Source organism: Paraglaciecola arctica BSs20135 (genome assembly GCF_000314995.1).
In the GTDB taxonomy this organism is placed as follows: Bacteria; Pseudomonadota; Gammaproteobacteria; order Enterobacterales; family Alteromonadaceae; genus Paraglaciecola; species Paraglaciecola arctica.
The window spans coordinates 35,043-54,953 of record NZ_BAEO01000007.1 but is presented as its reverse complement, the minus strand read 5'-3'; the positions used below and the strand labels follow the sequence as shown (position 1 = coordinate 54,953).

16 protein-coding genes and 1 pseudogene are annotated in these 19,911 nt (G+C 39.9%); 9 read left to right on the top strand and 8 right to left on the bottom strand.

Annotated features, from left to right (window positions below):
- Positions 1-21 precede the first annotated feature (21 nt).
- From glnG to glnA, 4 genes are all read right to left on the bottom strand, one after another.
- Entirely contained in the window at positions 22-1,428 is a 1,407-nt protein-coding gene (gene glnG / locus GARC_RS02235) for a nitrogen regulation protein NR(I) (RefSeq protein WP_007616251.1), read from the bottom strand.
- Positions 1,425-2,504: a nitrogen regulation protein NR(II) gene (gene glnL, locus GARC_RS02230; RefSeq protein WP_007616244.1), complete on the bottom strand. Its 1,080-nt coding sequence runs from the start codon at positions 2,502-2,504 to the stop codon at positions 1,425-1,427. Before glnL ends, glnG begins: the two co-directional genes overlap by 4 nt.
- Before the next feature lie 90 nt (positions 2,505-2,594).
- Entirely contained in the window at positions 2,595-3,131 is a 537-nt protein-coding gene (locus tag GARC_RS02225) for a DUF4124 domain-containing protein (protein WP_039988447.1), read from the bottom strand.
- A 261-nt stretch (positions 3,132-3,392) separates the two neighbouring features.
- Positions 3,393-4,802, bottom strand: coding sequence for a glutamate--ammonia ligase (gene glnA, locus GARC_RS02220; RefSeq protein ID WP_007616236.1), 1,410 nt, complete (start codon positions 4,800-4,802; stop codon positions 3,393-3,395).
- A gap of 427 nt (positions 4,803-5,229) precedes the next feature.
- Between glnA and typA (GARC_RS02215) the strand changes: the two genes are divergently transcribed.
- From typA (GARC_RS02215) to GARC_RS02190, 6 genes are all read left to right on the top strand, one after another.
- Positions 5,230-7,074, top strand: a complete 1,845-nt coding sequence (typA, locus tag GARC_RS02215) for a translational GTPase TypA (RefSeq protein ID WP_007616233.1) — start codon at positions 5,230-5,232, stop codon at positions 7,072-7,074.
- A 611-nt stretch (positions 7,075-7,685) separates the two neighbouring features.
- Entirely contained in the window at positions 7,686-8,273 is a 588-nt protein-coding gene (locus GARC_RS02210; RefSeq protein WP_226989047.1) for a class I SAM-dependent methyltransferase, read from the top strand.
- A 20-nt stretch (positions 8,274-8,293) separates the two neighbouring features.
- On the top strand, positions 8,294-9,202 hold the full coding sequence (locus tag GARC_RS02205; protein WP_007616229.1) for a D-amino acid aminotransferase: 909 nt from the start codon (positions 8,294-8,296) through the stop codon (positions 9,200-9,202).
- On the top strand, positions 9,199-9,954 hold the full coding sequence (locus GARC_RS02200) for a sulfotransferase-like domain-containing protein (protein WP_007616228.1): 756 nt from the start codon (positions 9,199-9,201) through the stop codon (positions 9,952-9,954). Before GARC_RS02205 ends, GARC_RS02200 begins: the two co-directional genes overlap by 4 nt.
- Before the next feature lie 342 nt (positions 9,955-10,296).
- Complete coding sequence (gene typA, locus GARC_RS02195) at positions 10,297-12,135, top strand: translational GTPase TypA (protein WP_007616226.1); 1,839 nt, start codon at positions 10,297-10,299, stop codon at positions 12,133-12,135.
- A gap of 194 nt (positions 12,136-12,329) precedes the next feature.
- Positions 12,330-12,599 carry a CHASE4 domain-containing protein gene (locus tag GARC_RS02190; protein WP_039988445.1) on the top strand — a complete coding sequence of 90 codons (270 nt, stop codon included), beginning with the start codon at positions 12,330-12,332 and terminating at the stop codon, positions 12,597-12,599.
- A gap of 117 nt (positions 12,600-12,716) precedes the next feature.
- Here GARC_RS02190 and GARC_RS26590 read toward each other — a convergent pair.
- Positions 12,717-12,821, bottom strand: a pseudogene (locus GARC_RS26590) (hypothetical protein); the annotation flags it as partial.
- Between the two features lie 122 nt (positions 12,822-12,943).
- Here GARC_RS26590 and GARC_RS26175 point away from each other — a divergent pair.
- The 3 genes from GARC_RS26175 to GARC_RS25780 all read left to right on the top strand — a co-directional run bounded on the left by GARC_RS26175 (position 12,944) and on the right by GARC_RS25780 (position 17,131).
- Positions 12,944-13,096: a nucleotidyl cyclase domain-containing protein gene (locus GARC_RS26175; RefSeq protein WP_007616220.1), complete on the top strand. Its 153-nt coding sequence runs from the start codon at positions 12,944-12,946 to the stop codon at positions 13,094-13,096.
- Positions 13,097-13,342: 246 nt separating this feature from the next.
- Entirely contained in the window at positions 13,343-13,648 is a 306-nt protein-coding gene (locus tag GARC_RS02185) for a DUF2845 domain-containing protein (RefSeq protein ID WP_039988444.1), read from the top strand.
- A 285-nt stretch (positions 13,649-13,933) separates the two neighbouring features.
- Positions 13,934-17,131 (top strand): response regulator, encoded by a 3,198-nt coding sequence (locus tag GARC_RS25780; RefSeq protein ID WP_007616216.1) that lies wholly within the window; start codon positions 13,934-13,936, stop codon positions 17,129-17,131.
- Positions 17,132-17,173: 42 nt separating this feature from the next.
- Here the strand turns inward: GARC_RS25780 and GARC_RS02175 are convergent, their stop codons facing one another.
- From GARC_RS02175 to GARC_RS02165, 3 genes are all read right to left on the bottom strand, one after another.
- Positions 17,174-17,527 (bottom strand): hypothetical protein, encoded by a 354-nt coding sequence (locus GARC_RS02175; RefSeq protein WP_007616214.1) that lies wholly within the window; start codon positions 17,525-17,527, stop codon positions 17,174-17,176.
- Positions 17,528-17,648: 121 nt separating this feature from the next.
- Positions 17,649-18,653, bottom strand: a complete 1,005-nt coding sequence (locus tag GARC_RS02170; RefSeq protein ID WP_007616212.1) for a hypothetical protein — start codon at positions 18,651-18,653, stop codon at positions 17,649-17,651.
- Positions 18,650-19,648 carry a hypothetical protein gene (locus GARC_RS02165; RefSeq protein ID WP_153810842.1) on the bottom strand — a complete coding sequence of 333 codons (999 nt, stop codon included), beginning with the start codon at positions 19,646-19,648 and terminating at the stop codon, positions 18,650-18,652. The genes GARC_RS02170 and GARC_RS02165 overlap by 4 nt, the downstream gene beginning before the upstream one ends.
- Positions 19,649-19,911 lie beyond the last annotated feature (263 nt).

Genomic DNA, 19,911 nt, shown 5'->3' with positions numbered 1-19,911 from the left:
TTATACTTTAGAAACCTCACCCTACATATCTAACTCTTTTAGTTTACGCGTCAGTGTGTTTCTCCCCCAACCTAGACGCTTAGCGGCATCTTGTTTATGACCGTGAGTGTAGTGTAATGCTCGTTCTAACAAAATACGCTCAAAGCTCATAATGGCATCATCGAGTATATTGTTATGGCCCGATTGCAACTGCGTATCAGCCCAACTAGCCAGTAGAGTTTGCCAATCTCCCGCCTGTACAGTCTTTTCCGTTGATACCGGTTGTTGGGTGATTTCTGGCGGTAGATCATGAGGCAGCACTTCTTGACCACTAGCCATAACTGTTAACCAACGGCACATATTTTCAAGCTGGCGAACATTACCTGGCCAAGGTAAATTGGCGAGAATTTTTTTAGTCTCTTTACTAAGAGATTTAACCTCAACAGCGAGTTCTAATGCGGCTTTTTGCAAAAAGTGGGCGGCCAAAATCGGGATATCTTCACGTCTCTCACTGAGCGTTGGAATATGAATACGTATCACATTTAATCTGTGATACAAATCCTCCCTAAATTTACCTTCGGCTACACGTTGTTCTAAATTTTGGTGGGTAGCAGCAATAATACGCACATCGACTGTCACGGGGTTATGGCCGCCGACACGGTAAAATTGCCCATCTGCTAACACTCGCAATAATCTGGTTTGAACGTCTAGGGGCATATCGCCTATTTCATCCAAAAATAAGGTGCCACCATTGGCTTGTTCGAAGCGCCCCTGCCTTGCTGCTTGGGCACCAGTGAATGCGCCTTTTTCATGGCCAAACAACTCTGATTCGATCAAGTCTTTAGGTATTGCTGCCATGTTTAGTGCAATAAAAGTATTCTTTGAGCGGGGGCTATGACGATGTAATGCATGGGCCACTAACTCTTTACCTGTGCCTGATTGACCATTAATCAACACACTGATACTCGAACGAGACAAACGCCCTACCGCTCTAAACACCTCTTGCATAGCTGGCGCTTCACCAATAATTTCGGTGGCTTTTATTAGTTCAGGTGCTTGGTTTTTACTAGACTGTTCGCGGGCATGGGTTAATGCTCGTTGTACTAAATTAACCGCTTCATCTATGTCAAAAGGTTTGGGAAGGTATTCAAATGCACCACTTTGATAAGCATTCACCGCACTGTCTAAATCAGAATGGGCGGTCATGATGATCACAGGGATATTTGCAAAACGTTTATGCACTTCGCCTAATAAAACCATGCCATCCATTTGCGGCATACGAATATCCGACACTATCACTTCAGGCGGTTGTCCAGTTTCTAACTGCAATAATAAATCTTCAGGGTTTTCAAAGCTGAAACAGGGGATATTCGCCGCTTGTAACGCTTTTTGTAATACCCAGCGAATCGAACTATCGTCATCGACTATCCATACGGGTTCTGCACTCATGTCTGGGGATCCTTTTTCTCAATGGGTAAATATAAAGTAAATTCTGTTCTGCCCGGCCAACTATCCACTTCAATTTTTCCACGGTGATGACCGATCAAAGTTTGAGAAATAGATAAGCCTAAACCGCTGCCCTCTTTTTTGCTGGTAACCATGGGGTAAAAAAGGGTATTTTTAAGTTCGGTAGGTATGCCCGGACCGTTGTCGATAATTTGGATTTTCACGCATAGTGGGAAACACGCACCATGAATAATGACTTGGCGTTCGATTCGGGTGACCACATGTATTTCGCCAACTGTTTCTGGGTTTTCTGATAATACTTGCACACTATTACGCACAATATTCAAAGTGGCTTGTTGCATCATATCTTGATCCAGATAGATGTCTGGAATACTCGGGTCGTAATCCCTCGTTATAGCAATATTATGACTGGGGTCAAGTCGCACCAAATTATAGACTTTGTCGAGCACTTTGTGCACATTGTGCCAATCAAAACTTGGCCGCAAGTTTGGGCCTAATAAACGGTCAACTAAATTAGTGAGCCTATCAGATTGTTCGATAATGACTTGGGTAAATTCTTGTAACTCTTCACTTGGTAGCTGTTTAGCTAACAGTTGCGCTGCCCCTCTTATGCCACCCAATGGATTTTTAATCTCGTGGGCTAAGCCACGCACCAACTCTCGAGCTGCCCGCTGTTGTGCCCATTGGTGATTTTCTTGGCTGATTTTTTTTTGTTGTTCTACTAATCTAATTTCGACTAATAGCCGTTTATCTTGGTTTTCCAATATGCTGGTAACAGAGACATCAGCTTGGGTATGGCGACCATCAATAAATTTAAAGGTGACTTCACTGTCAGAATAGACTTCTCCAAATTCCATAGAGTTCTGAAAGCGCTCAAAATCGAGGCTCGAAGTGGCGATAAACTGATTGAATGAACAACCAATTAATAAATTCAAACTGCGTTCAAATACAGATTGTGCTGCATGATTGGCATATTGGACAATCAATTCACCATCTAACACTATGACAGCAGTCGAAAGGTTATCTAGTAAATTTTCAGTAATGACAGATTCAGACATAAACTCAACATTTCATGCACACATATAGTGCAAAGTATTATTTAGCTGCTTTGATATAGATACTAGTTTTTATAAAATAAGCTTTTTACATTAGTTAGCATGGATCAAAGCAGAAGCTTTTTGCAGATAAAAGGTCTGCGGCTTTGATGATGCAAGGATCTTGCCTGAGTTGTCGAGAAAATTAACTTGAATGATGTGGGCGCCGCGATTGACAGATTCTAGTTGAAACTGACTCTTAGATTGAGTCTTAACTATTTGATTATCAAAGACTAATTGAAACTTACCGGATTTTTTTGGTAAAACCTCAGCATTAATGGTGACCGCTCCAGAATTATCACGCAATGTTTGTTCAGCCATAGGTGAGCGAATGGACACCACATATTCAACCTGTGGTTTAGATTTTTGAACAGGGTTATTGCGACTAGTTGTTTGGCTTGAAGCACTATTTAGAGCTGGCATCACAACAGTATTCATTGCAGATAAGTTAACAGGCACAGCGCCATCGCTAACAACATCACTGTAAACTACACTGCCGTCAGCCTTCACCGTTTTATATACCACCTGAGCTGGCACACTAATACAAAATAAAACCAAACAAAAAATATAAAATACTTGTGATTTGCTCATAACGCCCCCTTTATCAAAACATAGCTCGTAACTCAAAAAACCATAAACCACAGAGAACACAGAGCGCTTCGCTACACAGAGGTATAGATCGTTATGATTAAAATCTAGTTGTCTTTTCCTCTGTGATCTCTGTGTCCTCTGTGTCCTCTGTGGTTCAAAAAATCTTTTAGCTCGTAGCTCAGTGTAGCGTTATTTTAGCTAAAAAAAAGCCCGCAAAAGCGGGCTTGTTATTTATTTTAATAACTATCGAAAATAGTAATCTTAAACGCTGTAATACATATCAAACTCAACTGGGTGAGTTGACATGTTTAATAATTGTACTTCTTCGCTCTTAAGTGCGATATAAGCATCAATCGAATCGTCAGTCATAACGCCACCTGCTGTTAAGAACTCACGGTCATTGTTAAGTGCTTCCAATGCTTGCTCTAGTGAAGTACATACTTGTGGGATCGCCGCCGCTTCTTCAGGAGGCAAGTCATACAAGTCTTTGTCCATTGAATCACCAGGGTGGATCTTATTTTTGATCCCATCAAGACCAGCCATTAACAAGGCAGTGAATGCTAGATAAGGGTTACCTGTTGGGTCAGGGAAACGTACTTCAATACGACGAGCTCTCTCACTAGTCACAAAAGGAATACGGATAGAAGCAGAACGGTTACGTGCAGAATATGCCAACATAACAGGCGCTTCGAAACCAGGTACTAAACGTTTGTAGGAGTTAGTAGAAGCGTTAGTAAAAGCATTAATTGCACGAGCATGTTTAATGATACCGCCAATGTAGAACAAGGCTTCTTCAGACATACCAGCGTATTTATCACCAGCAAAGACATTTTTGCCGTCTTTAGCAATAGATATGTGAACATGCATACCTGAACCATTATCGCCAACAATAGGCTTAGGCATAAAGGTAGCCGTTTGTCCGTAAGCATGAGCTACGTTATGTACAACATACTTGTAGATTTGCACTTCATCAGCTTTCTTAACTAAGGTATTGAATAAGCACGCAATTTCGTTTTGACCAGCAGTCGCTACTTCATGGTGATGTGCTTCAACTGTTAAGCCCATTTCTTCCATAACCATACACATTGCAGCACGAGTATCATGAGCTGAATCGACTGGAGGAACTGGGAAATAACCGCCTTTAACGCCAGGACGGTGAGCCATATTGCCTTCTTCAAACTCAGAACCAGAATTCCATTTAGCTTCGCTAGAATCAATTTTGAAGAAAGAACCGGCCATATCGGTATGAAAACGAACATCGTCAAACAAGAAAAATTCTGGCTCAGGACCAACCAATACAGTGTCGCCAATACCAGTTGACTTCAAATATTCTTCTGCACGACGTGCAATAGAACGAGGATCTCGGTCATAACCTTGCATAGTCATAGGCTCTAAAATATCGCAACGGATATTAATTTGAGTCTCTTCAGCAAAAGGGTCAAGTACCGCTGTTTCGCCATCAGGCATCAAAATCATATCTGATTCGTTAATGCCCTTCCAACCAAGGATAGAAGAACCATCAAACATTTTGCCATCTTCGAAGAAGTCTTCAGTCACTTGATGAGTAGGGATAGAAACGTGTTGTTCCTTACCTTTAGTATCGGTAAAGCGTAAATCAACAAATTTAGCTTCAGTTTCTTTAATAAGGTCAAAGGCCTTTTGTGCTGACATGGTGTCCTCCAGATTAAAAGTATAAATGTGTTAGTAACCGCAATAATAAGCTAGAAACTAAAACGTTGCAGACATAAAGCGATAATCATGCCACATAGCTAAGTGATTGGAATGCCTTTTGTTTAGGTTTTTTTAGCATAGTGTAAACTAAAAAAATAGCATGCCATGCACCATACAAGTGCAATAACGCACCATCTTGATACTTGTGCACTTAAATAATTCATAAAATGGTCGAAATGTTAATACAAGGTTATTTAATTGAGGATCTTTTACCTATTAACAGCAATATGCATTTGAAGTTCGCTAAATGCTCGATAAAACTGTACAATCCGCGCCCATAAAATTTCAGTAAATTTAGCCGTGTATTACTTTAATAAGTAAATAGTCATATTCGACACAATATGTGGCCCTAAACAGAGAAAAGACAATGAGTTCATCTACCACCTCAATTGAAAATTTGAGGAATATAGCTATTATAGCCCACGTTGACCACGGCAAAACCACCCTAGTTGATAAGTTATTACAACAGTCGGGTACATTAGAAGAAAGTCGCGGCGAAGCCGAAGAACGTGTGATGGACTCAAACGATATTGAAAAAGAACGTGGTATTACCATTCTTGCGAAAAACACTGCAATCAAATGGAACGATTACCGCATCAATATAGTAGACACTCCTGGTCACGCCGATTTCGGTGGCGAAGTAGAGCGTGTTATGTCTATGGCCGATTCAGTATTGTTATTGGTTGATGCACAAGAAGGCCCTATGCCGCAAACTCGTTTTGTGACACAAAAAGCCTTCGCTCAAGGTTTAAAACCTATAGTTGTTATTAATAAAATCGATAAGCCTGGCGCTCGTCCTGATTGGGTTATGGATCAAGTATTTGATTTGTTCGACAACTTAGGTGCAACTGACGATCAATTAGATTTTCAAGTGGTTTATGCTTCAGCTATAAATGGTTGGGCTACCAACGACCTAGATGTAGAAAGCGATAGCATGACGCCTTTGTTTGAAACTATTATCAAACACGTTAAGCCACCAGCTGCCGATATTAACGGCCCATTACAAATGCAAATTTCTCAACTTGATTACAACTCTTATGTAGGTGTAATTGGGATTGGTCGTATTACTAGTGGTTCGGTTAAGCCTAACCAAGCAGTCACCATTATTGGTGCTGATGGTAAAACGCGTAACGGTAAAGTCGGACAAGTACAAGGTTACTTAGGTCTTCATCGCCATGAAGTGGAATCTGCTGACGCGGGTGACATTATTGCTATAACAGGTGTGGGCGAACTTAAAATCTCCGATACTGTTTGTGATCCAAGTGCAGTTGTCGCTTTACCACCACTTTCTGTTGATGAACCAACAGTAACCATGACTTTCCAAGTTAATAACTCTCCTTTTGCTGGCCAAGAAGGTAAATTTGTTACTTCACGTAATATTCTTGAGCGTTTGCAACACGAGTTGATCCACAACGTGGCACTTAAAGTTGAAGAAATACCAACTGATCCGGATAAATTCCGTGTATCAGGTCGTGGTGAACTTCACTTGGGTATCTTGATTGAAAATATGCGTCGTGAAGGTTTCGAATTAGCCGTTTCTCGTCCAGAAGTTATTCTAAAACAAGTAGATGGTGTAACTCACGAACCTTATGAGTCGGTTACCATAGATGTTGAAGAACAACATCAAGGTTCTGTTATGGAACAGCTTGGGACACGTAAAGGTGAATTAACCAATATGGCACCAGATGGTAAAGGCCGTATACGTATGGACTTCATGATCCCTAGCCGTGGTTTGATTGGTTTCCAAACTGACTTTATGACTATGACCTCTGGTTCTGGTTTGATGTACCACACATTTGATCATTACGGCCCTCATAAAGGCGGTGTAATCGGTCAGCGTAAAAACGGTGTATTGATTGCCAATGCAACTGGTAAAGCATTAACTAACGCATTGTTTAACTTACAAAGTCGCGGACGTTTATTTATCGGCCACGGTCTTGAAGTATACGAAGGTATGGTTATTGGTATTCACGCTCGTGAAAATGACTTAACTGTTAACGCCCTTAAAGGTAAGCAGTTAACTAACGTACGTTCATCTGGTACCGACGAAGCACAAAGCTTAGTTCCACCCATTGTTATGACGTTAGAGCAAGCGCTTGAATTTATCGATAACGATGAATTGGTTGAAGTAACACCTATCAGCACACGTATTCGTAAGAAGTTATTGACTGAAAACTTGCGCAAACAAGCTGGGCGTCCTGCTAAAGGATAAGCTTTCGAGCTTTTAAGAGTGTAAATTTGAAAACCGGCGAAAGCCGGTTTTTTATTGGCTACGGAAAATTAAGAATTAACATCAAAAGCATATGCTACACATACCGCCATCCATGGATGGCCTGAAAGGTAAAATACAGGACATATTTCATAAAAAATATCGTTCGAGTGTAAGTCGAAAGCCTCGACTTTAGCGACTAATATATTTAAATTGATTAACTTGGCTGCGCTTCACAAGCCAGCCCAAAAAGTATAAATCAATATATTCAAGATCCCGTGAACTTACGACGGCTAACCCTGTAACATTTTATTGTTGCTCATATGATGTTGTTTTTCAGCTCACCGTTTTACATCCAGCTTCCTTTAGACCAAGCCTTGCCATTCACTAATAGTTAACGTTTAATAACAATAAGTTACTTAAATGGCGGCCTCCGCTTTTATGTTCATGCCCATAATGGGCTTATACCATGCGTGCAAACAACCTATTCAAAGTTGGCTGCGTTTGTACCTCAATATTTTAATCAACTATTAACAGGCGCTTAATGCGTCAATAAAGTAGTGAAAAGGGTTCAAGTTATGTCATTTATATTCGCGCGATTCTATGACAAGTGTATGAAAGCAACAGAAGATGCATGCCTTATGGATTGGCGCAAAGAGCTGCTAAAAAATGTTGATGGAAAGTTACTGGAAGTAGGTGCAGGTACAGGTGCTAGTTTAGAGCTTTATCCTAAGAACTCGTCCTTAGAGATATTTCTTTGTGAACCAGATCAGAATATGCGATCTCAACTTATTGAAAAAGTGGAGGATCAAAACCTTACTAATGTTTCAGTTCTATCTTGTCCGGGGGAAAAAATAGCTAGTGAAGATGATTTTTATGATTATGTTTTTGTCTCCTTAGTATGTTGTTCAGTTAATGATATTGAAGCCTCTTTAAATGAAATTAAGAGAGTATTAAAAAGTGACGGTCATTTTATTTTCTTGGAGCACGTTGCGGCTATAAATGGGTCAAGTAGAAGAAAGTGGCAGGATCGTTTAAATTTCTTTTGGCGTAAACTTGCTGGGAATTGCCATTTGAATAGAGAAACTGAGCAGCATATAAAAAATGCAGGTTTTACTATTATTGAAATTAAACATGAGAGCATGCGTAAAGCATTCTCTCTAGTAAGGCCTACGATAAGAGGCTTAGCAAAATTAACTTAACACTATAATAAGGCCCTGCCATGACCGATGAAATTTCTACCCATCAGGCTGAATTGGATGAACGCAATACCACAGTATTGATCTACGTTAATGGCGATTTGGTCCCGCGAGGCCAAGCGGTTGTATCCGTATTTGATAGTGGTTTTATGCTAGGCGACGGTATTTGGGAAGGCATGCGGCTCTACAATGGCCATTGGTCATTTATTGACGAGCATATCGACCGACTGTTTGAAGGTGCGCTGGCATTGGACCTAGATATCGGCATGAGTAAACAGGCACTTATCAAAGAGATTGAAAAAACACGGGTTGCCAATCATATGGTCAACGATGTCCATTTAAGATTAATGGTTACTAGAGGTGTCAAAAGCAAACCTTTCCAGCATCCATCCCTCTCTCAAACTGGCCCCACCATTGTTATGATCATGGAGCATTCAATACCAAGCTTGCACCGAGGTATCCGTTTAGCGACTGTTCCACATATGCGCGGCTTACCTATGACTCAGGATCCGAAATTAAACTCGCACTCAAAGCTTAATTGTATTCTTGCCTGTATCGCTGCCGAGAAAGCAGGTGCCGATGAGGCGTTAATGCTGGATGTTCATGGTTTTGTGAACACAACAAACGCCTGCAATTTTTTTATCGTGCGCAAAGGCGCTGTTTGGACTTCCACTGGTGACTACTGTATGAACGGTATCACACGTCAGAAGGTTATCGATTTATGCCGTCAAAATGACATTCCAGTGTTTGAGAAAAATTTTTCACTAGTGGAAACCTATGGTGCCGACGAAGCCTTTCTTACCGGCACTTTTGGCGCCCAAACACCAGTTTTGTCCATAGACGGAAGACAGATTGGTAACGGTGAAATAGGCCCAATCACCCAGCAAATTCGCACTTTGTATAAATCGCTGATAGAGGAGCTATGCAAATGAACATGACTCATAATAAAGAAAAGAAAATTGCCATGTGGTCGGGCCCAAGAAACCTGTCTACGGCCATGATGTATTGTTTCGCGCAGCGCAGCGACACTAGCGTAGTGGATGAACCATTTTACGCTGCGTATTTAGCGACAACCGGAATTCAGCACGCTATGTATCAAGAGATCATCGACGCTGGGCAGACCAACCCAACAACAGTTGCCAACTACTGCGTTGATACAAATCCACAGCAAAAGCCGGTGTTTTATCAGAAGCAAATGACCAAACACATGCTCCCGAGTTTTAACCGTGAATGGATCTATCAGGTTTGCAACGTTTTTCTAATTCGTGATCCGGCACGGGTTATTGCAAGTTATCACGCCAAGCAAGAAGACCCACAACTTGCAGATATTGGGGTGAGAGAACAGTTAGAGCTATTTGAGATGATAAGTCAGAAAACCGGCTCGGCACCTGTAGTAATTGACAGTGCTGATATTCTAGAAAATCCAGAATTGATGTTGACAGCTTTATGTAAAGCTATAGACATTGAATTCCAACCGAGTATGCTGAAATGGACTGCGGGTCCAAAAGTTTATGATGGCGTATGGGCGCCTCACTGGTATAAAAGTGTTTGGCAAAGTACTGATTTTGCAGCACCAAACAATAAACCAGTTGAAATACCGCAGCACCTGCTTGGATTACTTGAGACCGCTAATTGCTATTATGAGCGACTTAAAGGTTACGCCATAGTCGCACCGCAAAATTAAGTAAACCAGTAGGGTCAGCTTTAAGTAATAAAGCTTCTAATTTATATATTGATAATATGATGTATGAGTCATTTGTAGGAAACTATAGTTCTATAAAATATTGTTTCAATTTTACATAAACAGCCATGATAATTTACCCTGAAGTTACTATGGGTGACTCTATAAAATTTTTTGTTTCTTTCGGTAAAATTTTTTATATCAATTAATGTTCAAATGACTTGACCCCTGTACTCTTTTAAACTGTATAATCCGCGCGCAAAATTTATGCAATTTAGCTACGTGTTACTTTAGCGAGTAATCAGTCTTAAGTGACACATATGTGGCCCTAACAGAGTAAAAACAATGAGTTCACCAAATACCTCAATCGAAAATTTGAGGAATATAGCTATTATAGCCCACGTTGACCACGGCAAAACCACCCTAGTTGATAAGTTATTACAACAGTCTGGCACCTTAGAAAGCCGCGGCGTTGCCGAAGAACGTGTGATGGACTCAAACGATATTGAAAAAGAACGTGGCATTACCATTCTTGCAAAAAACACCGCAATTAAATGGAACGAATACCGCATCAATATAGTGGATACTCCTGGTCACGCCGATTTCGGTGGCGAAGTAGAGCGTGTTATGTCTATGGCTGATTCAGTATTGTTATTGGTTGATGCACAAGAAGGCCCTATGCCACAAACTCGTTTTGTGACACAAAAAGCCTTCGCTCAAGGTCTAAAGCCTATTGTTGTTATTAATAAAATTGATAAGCCTGGCGCTCGTCCGGGTTGGGTAATAGATCAGGTTTTTGATTTGTTCGATAATTTAGGTGCAACTGACGACCAATTAGATTTTGAAGTGGTTTACGCATCGGCCATAAATGGTTGGGCAACTAACGATTTAGATGTACCTAGCGATAACATGACCCCTTTGTTTGAAACTATCATCAAACATGTTAAGCCTCCAGTTGCTGATATGCACGGCCCATTACAAATGCAAATTTCGCAACTTGATTACAACTCTTATGTGGGTGTAATTGGGATTGGTCGTATTACTAGTGGTTCGGTTAAGCCTAATCAACAAGTGACTATCATTGGTGCTAATGGTAAAACCCGTAACGCTAAAATTGGGCAGGTGCAAGGCTATTTAGGGCTACAGCGCCTCGAAGTAGATTCTGGTGACGCTGGTGACATTGTTGCGATAACAGGTGTAGGCGAACTTAAAATCTCCGATACTGTTTGTGATCCAAGTGCAGTTGTCGCTTTACCGCCACTTTCTGTTGATGAACCAACAGTAACCATGACTTTTCAAGTCAACAATTCACCATTCTGTGGTAAAGAAGGTAAATACGTCACATCACGTAACATCTATGAACGTTTGCAAACCGAATTGATCCACAACGTGGCACTTAAAGTTGAAGAAACCCAAGATCCGGACAAGTTCCGCGTATCTGGTCGTGGTGAGCTTCATTTAGGTATATTGATTGAAAATATGCGTCGTGAAGGTTATGAACTAGCTGTTTCTCGTCCAGAAGTTATTTTGAAACAGGTTGATGGTGTGACCCACGAACCTTTCGAAACAGTCACCATAGATGTTGAAGAAAAACATCAAGGTACTATTATGGAACAGATTGGTACTCGTAAAGGTGAGTTGACCAATATGTCGCCAGACGGCAAAGGTCGTGTGCGTATGGATTTCATGATCCCTAGCCGTGGTTTGATTGGATTCCAAACTGACTTCATGACTATGACCTCTGGTTCTGGTTTGATCTACCACACTTTTGATCATTACGGTCCACACAAAGGCGGCCAAATCGGTCAGCGTAAAAATGGTGTATTGATTGCCAACGCAACCGGTAAAGCCCTGACTAACGCCTTGTTTAACCTACAAAGTCGCGGACGTTTATTTATCGGCCATGGTGTTGAAGTATACGAAGGCATGGTGATAGGTATTCACGCTCGTGAAAATGACTTAACCGTTAACGCCCTTAAAGGTAAACAGTTAACTAACGTACGTGCATCTGGTACCGATGAAGCACAAAGCTTAGTGCCACCCATAGTGATGTCGTTAGAACAAGCACTTGAGTTCATCGATAATGATGAATTGGTTGAAGTGACTCCTTTAAGTACACGTATACGTAAGAAGTTGTTGACTGAGAACTTGCGGAAGCAGGCTGGACGTCCGGCTAAGGCGTAAGCTTCGAGCTTCGAGCTTCGAGCTTCGAGCTTTTAAGAGTATAAATTTGAAAACCGGCGCAAGCCGGTTTTTTATTGGCGGCGCTAAATCGAATAGTTTTTTGAGTGTTCACATATTTAACACTGACGGTTTTTCTTTTGCGCTAGCCGCGTATACTATTTATTCAATAACAATAAATACACAATATACATAACATGAAATCATTAACTTTTAATCAACTACAATTTCGTATATTCGTATTGCTATTTATATTGTTTATTAGCGTTTTGATTGGTTATCGATATTTTATCGAGTTACCTAAGCTTGAACGTGGTATTTCACTTATCGCAGAAAGAGAACTCGAGACTTTAACCTTCAGTATACAAAACATTCTGAATACCGTATCAAGAACAACTTCCGATTACGCTGTATGGACATCAACTTATAATTTTATGCTCGATAAAAACCAAGATTATATTGATTAAAATTTAGTCGATAACACTTTTAAAAGTCTAGAAATAGATGGCATCTTTTATATAGATGAAAATCTCGAACTGATTGCGGGTAGAGGTATAAAAAAATCGGCCGCAAGCGACCGAATTTTAAAACAGACCCAACTGCTTGGCGTTCTTTTCTTTACTATCCAGCTCGATTAGTTGGTTTTGAACATATTTCCTAATTGTCTCTTCATTGGCATTACCGATCGTTTCGACGAAATAGCTCTGTGTCCAAAGCTTACCACCCCAGAAGTATCATTTCTTAATCTCTGGATATAACTTAAAAAACTCTCTCGCCCCACCCAAAATCACCCACTGCTGCATACGTTACATTGAGCCTAGGTGCCACAATTGTACAACCAGCAGAGGTTGTCGATTTCTCTTTACATATAAATGAAATTATTAAAACGGCTGATAAGGCACTTTATCAAGCCAAAGATGGCGGTCGTAATAGTTTTGTTATTAATTTTTTCATCCATAAATAGAAATCCAAAAACATCATAATAAAACACTTACCCACAAATTATTCGGGTCAAAATGGTCTTTGCTAGACTGTTGTTTACTTACCAAGCTTAACCTCGTACGCTAATCTCTTAATGATGATATCAGCTCCCTTTATTGACCACCTGATACCAAGATGCTGAATTTGTAAGTTTTTAGGAAAAATCACTGCCCATTACTGGATCCAAGGTTATTATTTTAAGTACATCACTAAACAGGAACATGACTAGATGAAAAATATTTATAAATTGTTGAATTATAATCTAACCATTCTACTACTCTTATGTTCCTCACCTGTCATGGCCGATAGTTTTAGATGTCATAACAAAGTGGTTTTGGTTGGCTACAGTACCTTTGAAGTTAAAGATAAGTGTGGAACGCCCTCATATGAAGAAGATATTGGCTATGTCAAAGTCGACAATGAATACGTTAATGTTAAGCAATATATCTATGATTTTGGTAGAGGAAAACTATTGAAGACACTCGTATTTCACAATGGAAAACTTGTTCAAATTAATGATGGCCCAAGAACATAAACTTTAACTTAAGTTTCTTTTAAACACTTATTGTGTCTAATAATCAGTGCTAGTGTAATTATCTAGCACCCTGTTGCGGTCTTTTAATTACGACTAATATGGCAAAAACTACTGAATTTCTCTATAGTGCAGATTCCCCGTAGTGTAGATATAGTAGATATCAATTTATCTATACAACTCTGCCTTGCTTGTCTAATGCTTTCACTTATATCATGGGTTGTATAGAACTGACGATACAACCATTCATTCCCATATAATGCCCAAATATGACTTAGGACTTTCACTATGACAAAAAACTTTAGGTTCGGACTTCGGGCTAAAACGACCTTAGTATTGGGTGGACTGATTGCTATTGCGCTGCTTTTTATTAGCTATACCAGCAACTGGCAGTCTAGACATCTTGCCGAAACCAAAGTCCTTGAGCTAGAGCAAAGTAAGTCTTTTGTATTAAAACAGGCAATTGAAGTCGCCTTAGAAAATCATCATCAAAATCTACAATCATTGCGTGATACACCACCGATCCAGGCCATCATAAGAGCTCGCGCTAATAATGGCGTTGATCCGTTAAGCGGTAATACCTTAGAAGAGTGGCGTCAACGTCTGACTGTCATTTTGAGGGCATTTATAACTAACCATACTGAATACCAACAATTAAGATTTATCGATGAGATGGGTAATGAATTGGTCAGAGTTCAACGCAGTGTGAATGGCGAGATAAAGAATGTAGCAATAAATGATCTGCAAAATAAGGCAGATACATCTTACGTAATGGAAACGCTCAAGTTAAAACATGGAGAAACCTATTATTCTGATGTCAATTTGAACAGAGAATATGGTGCCATTCAGGTGCCGCACCTCCCAGTCTTGAGGATAGCGACCCCCGTTTTTACGGACGATGAAAAAACATCAGGCGTGATGGTCTTAAATTTATCAACCGAACAACTTTTTGCAGGAATTACTTCAGTACCTAATGGTATTCAACGCAGTATTGTTGATAACCACGGTTTTTACATTAAAAATGCCGATACATCTAAAACCTTCGGATTTGATCTGGGTGTCGACAACAAATTAAGTAAATATGAACCTCATATGGCTAAGACTATCCTCGGTCAGGATTCATTCATACGCTATGATCATGACGAAAAAGAACTGGAAGGATTTGAAAAAATATTTTTCTCACCCCAAGATAACAATAGTTACTGGGTGTTGACCTTCCATATTCCGGAAGACTTGGTTTTTTCAGACATCACCACATCCCTGCAAAAAATACTGATGTTCAGTTTACTCATTGGCATTTTATCCATTGTATTTATTATCTGGTTTGTTTCCCGAAAAATACTCACCCCAGTAGTGACTTTGGCCCAAGCGTGCGAACGTTATAAGGCTGGCGATTTGACTGTGCGCCTAGATACAACTTCAGTTAAAGATGAAATTTTTACCTTGTATCAAGGCATCAATACCTTTGTTGAAAATCAACAACAGGCTACGACCTTATTAAATAATGAGGTTAATGCTCAGACCAAGCGACTTTCTGCAGTTATTGATAATATTGTGGATGGCATAATTACCATTGATGAGCGCGGCATTATCGAATCATTTAACCCCGCTGCAATGAAAGTATTTGGTTATAACGAGCAAGAAGCAATTGGTCAGAATATTAAAATTCTGATGCTGGAGTCTTTTCATTCCGAACTTGATGGTTATCTGGAAAACCATATCAAAGCACATGAAAAAACTCAGGTAGAAATCGAGCGTGTATTTATTGGCCAGCGCAAAGATGGTTCAACCTTCCCCATGGAATTAGGCGTTAGTGAACTGATAATCGACAATTCCAGACATTTTGTCGGCATAATTCGAGACATTACTGAACGCCACCAAGCTAAAACCGCGTTGAAAAAAGCCAAAGATAGTGCCGAGCAAGCCAACCAGGCCAAGAGTGAATTTCTCGCCAATATGAGTCACGAAATCCGCACTCCGATGAACGGGGTAATAGGCATGACTAGCCTATTATTAGACACACCACTAAATCCCGAGCAACACAACTTCGCAAAAATAGTCAAAAGTAGTGCCAAATCATTACTTTCTATCATCAATGACATCCTCGATTTCTCCAAAGTAGAAGCGGGTATGTTAGAAATGGAGTCCATTGATTTTGACATGGATTTACTAATGAACGAGTTTGGTCGCAGCATTGCAGTTCGAGCTCACGAGAAAGGTCTGGAGTTAATCTGTCCCGCCAACCCAGTACAGCATAAATGTTACAGCGCAGATCCAGGACGTATTCGGCAAATTCTCAACAATTTAGTTGGCAACGCCATCAAGTTCACTGAACAAGGTGAAGTCGCAGTATATTATAAAGTACAGCAGCAGACTGATGCACGCACCAAAGTGCTTATTGAAGTGACAGATACCGGCATTGGTCTGAGCGCGGAACAACAAGCCGGACTTTTCGAACGCTTTAGTCAGGCTGATGGTTCTACCACCCGCAAACACGGCGGCACGGGTCTTGGGCTAGCTATCAGCAAACAATTAGTAGAACTAATGGGTGGAGAGATTGGTATTAAAAGTACCCATGGTAAAGGCTCAACGTTTTGGTTTACTCTGGATCTTGAAAACTCTGAGCATACAGCACCCACGTTTTCAGTAGCTGATCTGCGCGGACAGAAGATCTTAGTGGTAGATGACAATCTAACCAACCGCACCCTACTCGGACATTTATTGACTAACTGGCAAGTCGAACACACTTTGGTCGAAAGTGCCAAACAAGCACTTGAATGCCTGACACAAGCAGTGGCCGATAAACAAGCCTACAGCATCGCGATAATCGATATGCAAATGCCAGATATGGATGGTGCTCAATTGGGTACAGCAATCAAAAACGATACAACCATAACCAATACCCACCTGGTAATGCTTACATCTCAAGGGCAGCGTGGCGATACTCAAAAATTAAAGGCCGTTGGATTTGACGCTTATCTTAACAAACCGGTTGATCAAGCTATTCTGTATAACACCTTAATACAAGTAGCCAAGATAACCACAAATGACTCGCCAATACTCACAGAGTATAGTTCTCGCCATACACCACAGTTTAAGGCTCGAATTTTAGTGGTAGAGGATAATGTCATCAACCAGATGGTGGCTCAGTCAATGCTTGAACAGTATGGTATTCAGTCTGACGTTGCAGCCAACGGCGAGGAAGCCTTGAAAGCCTTAGAGAATTTTCCTTACGACTTGGTATTCATGGATTGTCAGATGCCGGTGATGGATGGTTTTGAGGCCACCCGCAGTATTCGCTCTCCAGAATCAAAAGTGCGCAACAAAGCCATTCCAATAATTGCTATGACTGCCAATACCATGCAGGGAGACCGCGAAAAATGTATTGCGGCAGGCATGAATGATTTTATCTCAAAGCCGGTTGAAACACTTAAATTTCAACAATCACTAGAGCTTTGGTTGCCTGCGTGTAAAGTGGATGGTTAACCTGAAATCGGAAAAAGGCATAATCTGCAAACTGCAATTACGTCACACCCGCGCCTTCAAAAATTTGTCCATATAAGGTTTAATTAGCGTATCCAGTTCAGTAGTTTTATCCAAATCGGTCTCCTCAACAACATCAATCAAAGCCAATGTAATGAGTACTTGTCTTGCGATATCTTCTCGCAATAACCCCCTTGAATAAATGGATAGCTGTTTACTAGCAGCTGAATATTCTACAGGTTTGGCTAACTTAGTTTTCTTAAATATTTTTGAGCTCAGCACCACACTGGATACTTGATTTACCCATTCGCTAGGTACAAGTTTAAATAACAAACTTATTTCTTTTTTTGACAAAGCATGAAAAGGTTCATGACTAAATTTTCCAATCACAATTTTCATATCTACTCCTTTGGTCTGACACCTGACTAGCTTAAACTAAAAGCCTCAATTTGACTTCACTTCAATCCCTTAGGTGAATAAATCGAGTTAGACAATTTAATTAATTTAGATAAATTGAAATCTAAAAAAATTTTGAAATAAAACTCTCTACAAATGAACCTGCGACCCATGACAGTGGGATAGACATCGAGATAAGCACTCCTTTAATACTTTGTGGTAAATCAATTGGCCATTCAGATGCAACTGATATCTCTTGTTTAGCACTGATCAAAGAGCTTAGTTTGCGGAGTCTTTGTGCATCATCAGTTAACCTTCGAGATACTCCTAGCTTGCTTTCAAACAGGGTTTGAAACTGGGTATTAATGCGCATGATAGCCAATCTTTTTTTACGTGAAATAATTTTTTGTACTTTGAGAACCGGCCAGAAAAGATAACCCGACATTAAAATAAAAACAGCTGTAACAATAATTTTATCAATTGTCGGAACAGTTCTACCGATCCAAAACAAAGGAATAAGGGCCAAACCAAAAGTGGAAATAATGGTATTAGTGATCACCAAATCCGAAATGGGTAAAAGTTTTTGAATGCCAAAAAGGTCTATTTTTTCATTGTCCAAAAAGTGTTTAATCACATACTGAGTGATAAAAAATAACTGCAATAAAACCAAGCTATTAAAAAACCAAAAAAGTAGAGTATATATATTCAATAGAAACAGAGCGGGGCTTAAATCTGTTGCAATTAAATCTTCGTGATACAAATAGGTACAAGTAAACAAAATACCTAATGCGACAGACCAAATTATATTTTTTTTAAGTCTGCTTTCGATATCTTGTTCAAAATTAACGTAAGTTAGATCGTGTACACTATTTTGGGTAAACTGATTTAAGCACGCAATAGCACGGCGTTTCATCACCAGAACGGCAATCCAAACGTAAACCACAAAAATAGGCATTGCCAATGCTCCATTAAAAATCCTCAGTGAAGCTTCGCCATTGGGCGGCGCAAATGCTCCCGTCAAGTAGCAGAACATAAACATGACAACCCCCGTCACCACAGGAATTGTCCAAAATGGTAGCGCTTTAAATAACAACAAGACTTGCCCGTTAGCTATATTAGAGTCTTTCATGCCAGCAACACTTTAAGAGACTGACTAACCACACCCGCCCCCATCCAAGATAATATTGGTAACATAAGTATTAATATTATTTTGACCGTAAATGGCACACTCATTGGCCAAAGAGGTGCTTGATTGACTTCTTTTCTAACAATCAGTAAATCCGAGATAAACTGTAGACGTGTTTCATCATCAACCAATCGCCGGTATGAGTTACCGTTTGTATTCATTAACATTTGCTCATTAAGTGAATTGTTTATTCGTTCTAGCATAATTTCCTTGCGGTTTTTCAACACTTTTTGCACTAAGAAAATTGGCGAAAACAAGAAGAAAGCTAAAACCGAACAACTAAAAAAGAGAATGTAAATATCAACATCCGGTAGCACAAAAAATATTCCGTTGATGGTGTAAGTGGTTACCGCTAGAAAAGAGATAAGAAAATACACAACGACCACATTGCATAATGGGCTCAACTCCTCAATTTCAAATAATCTAACTCGAAGATATTTAGTGATATAAATTTTTGATATTTGAAAAACCACAACTAAGGATACAAAAAAATTGATAATACAAAACCAAAAAGGTAAGGCTTGTAATAGCAAAACATACCGATATTGGCTTTGCTGCTCTTGGTTTTCGATTGGTGCAAACACTCCTTCCCAATACAGATAGCTAAAAGCTATCAAACAGGCACAAACAAATATTATCAGCCTGAACTTTTTAAGGTTAGTGTAAATAATATGTTCGAATGTTTTCGCCAGTTTAGTTATGTTTCGGCTGCGACGGTGGCTAGCGACATAACTAAGCGCCTTAACAGCAAAAGAAGTGGAAACTAGTTTTCCCCACCACAACAATGCTGTTAAAAGGGGTAATACAACAGCCGAACCGGCGTCTCTAGCAAGGGAGCTCTGCTTGGGATATTCTAAAGACATAAAGCCGAATAAATAATTAACAGCCCAAGCACCAAAAAGATAAATTAGTGGAAAGAGTGCCGAGCTGGGGTTCAAAGCCATCCTGAAATACACGTGATATCCATAGTCTATTTTTTAATCAGATTAATGAAAATATATCGATAATTCAATAGTTAACCTGAACTATGATTGAGATGCCCCACGTCCCTATAAGTAATTGTAATAAAAACAATATGTTATACCAATCCCATTGAAGAAGTGACCTCTCAGCCAGATTTAAAGTAGCTTAATCAAGATAAGTGAATACAGCAATAGATGCGTTATTGTCAGCAATTTCAGCGAAGATAGGCGCAATAATC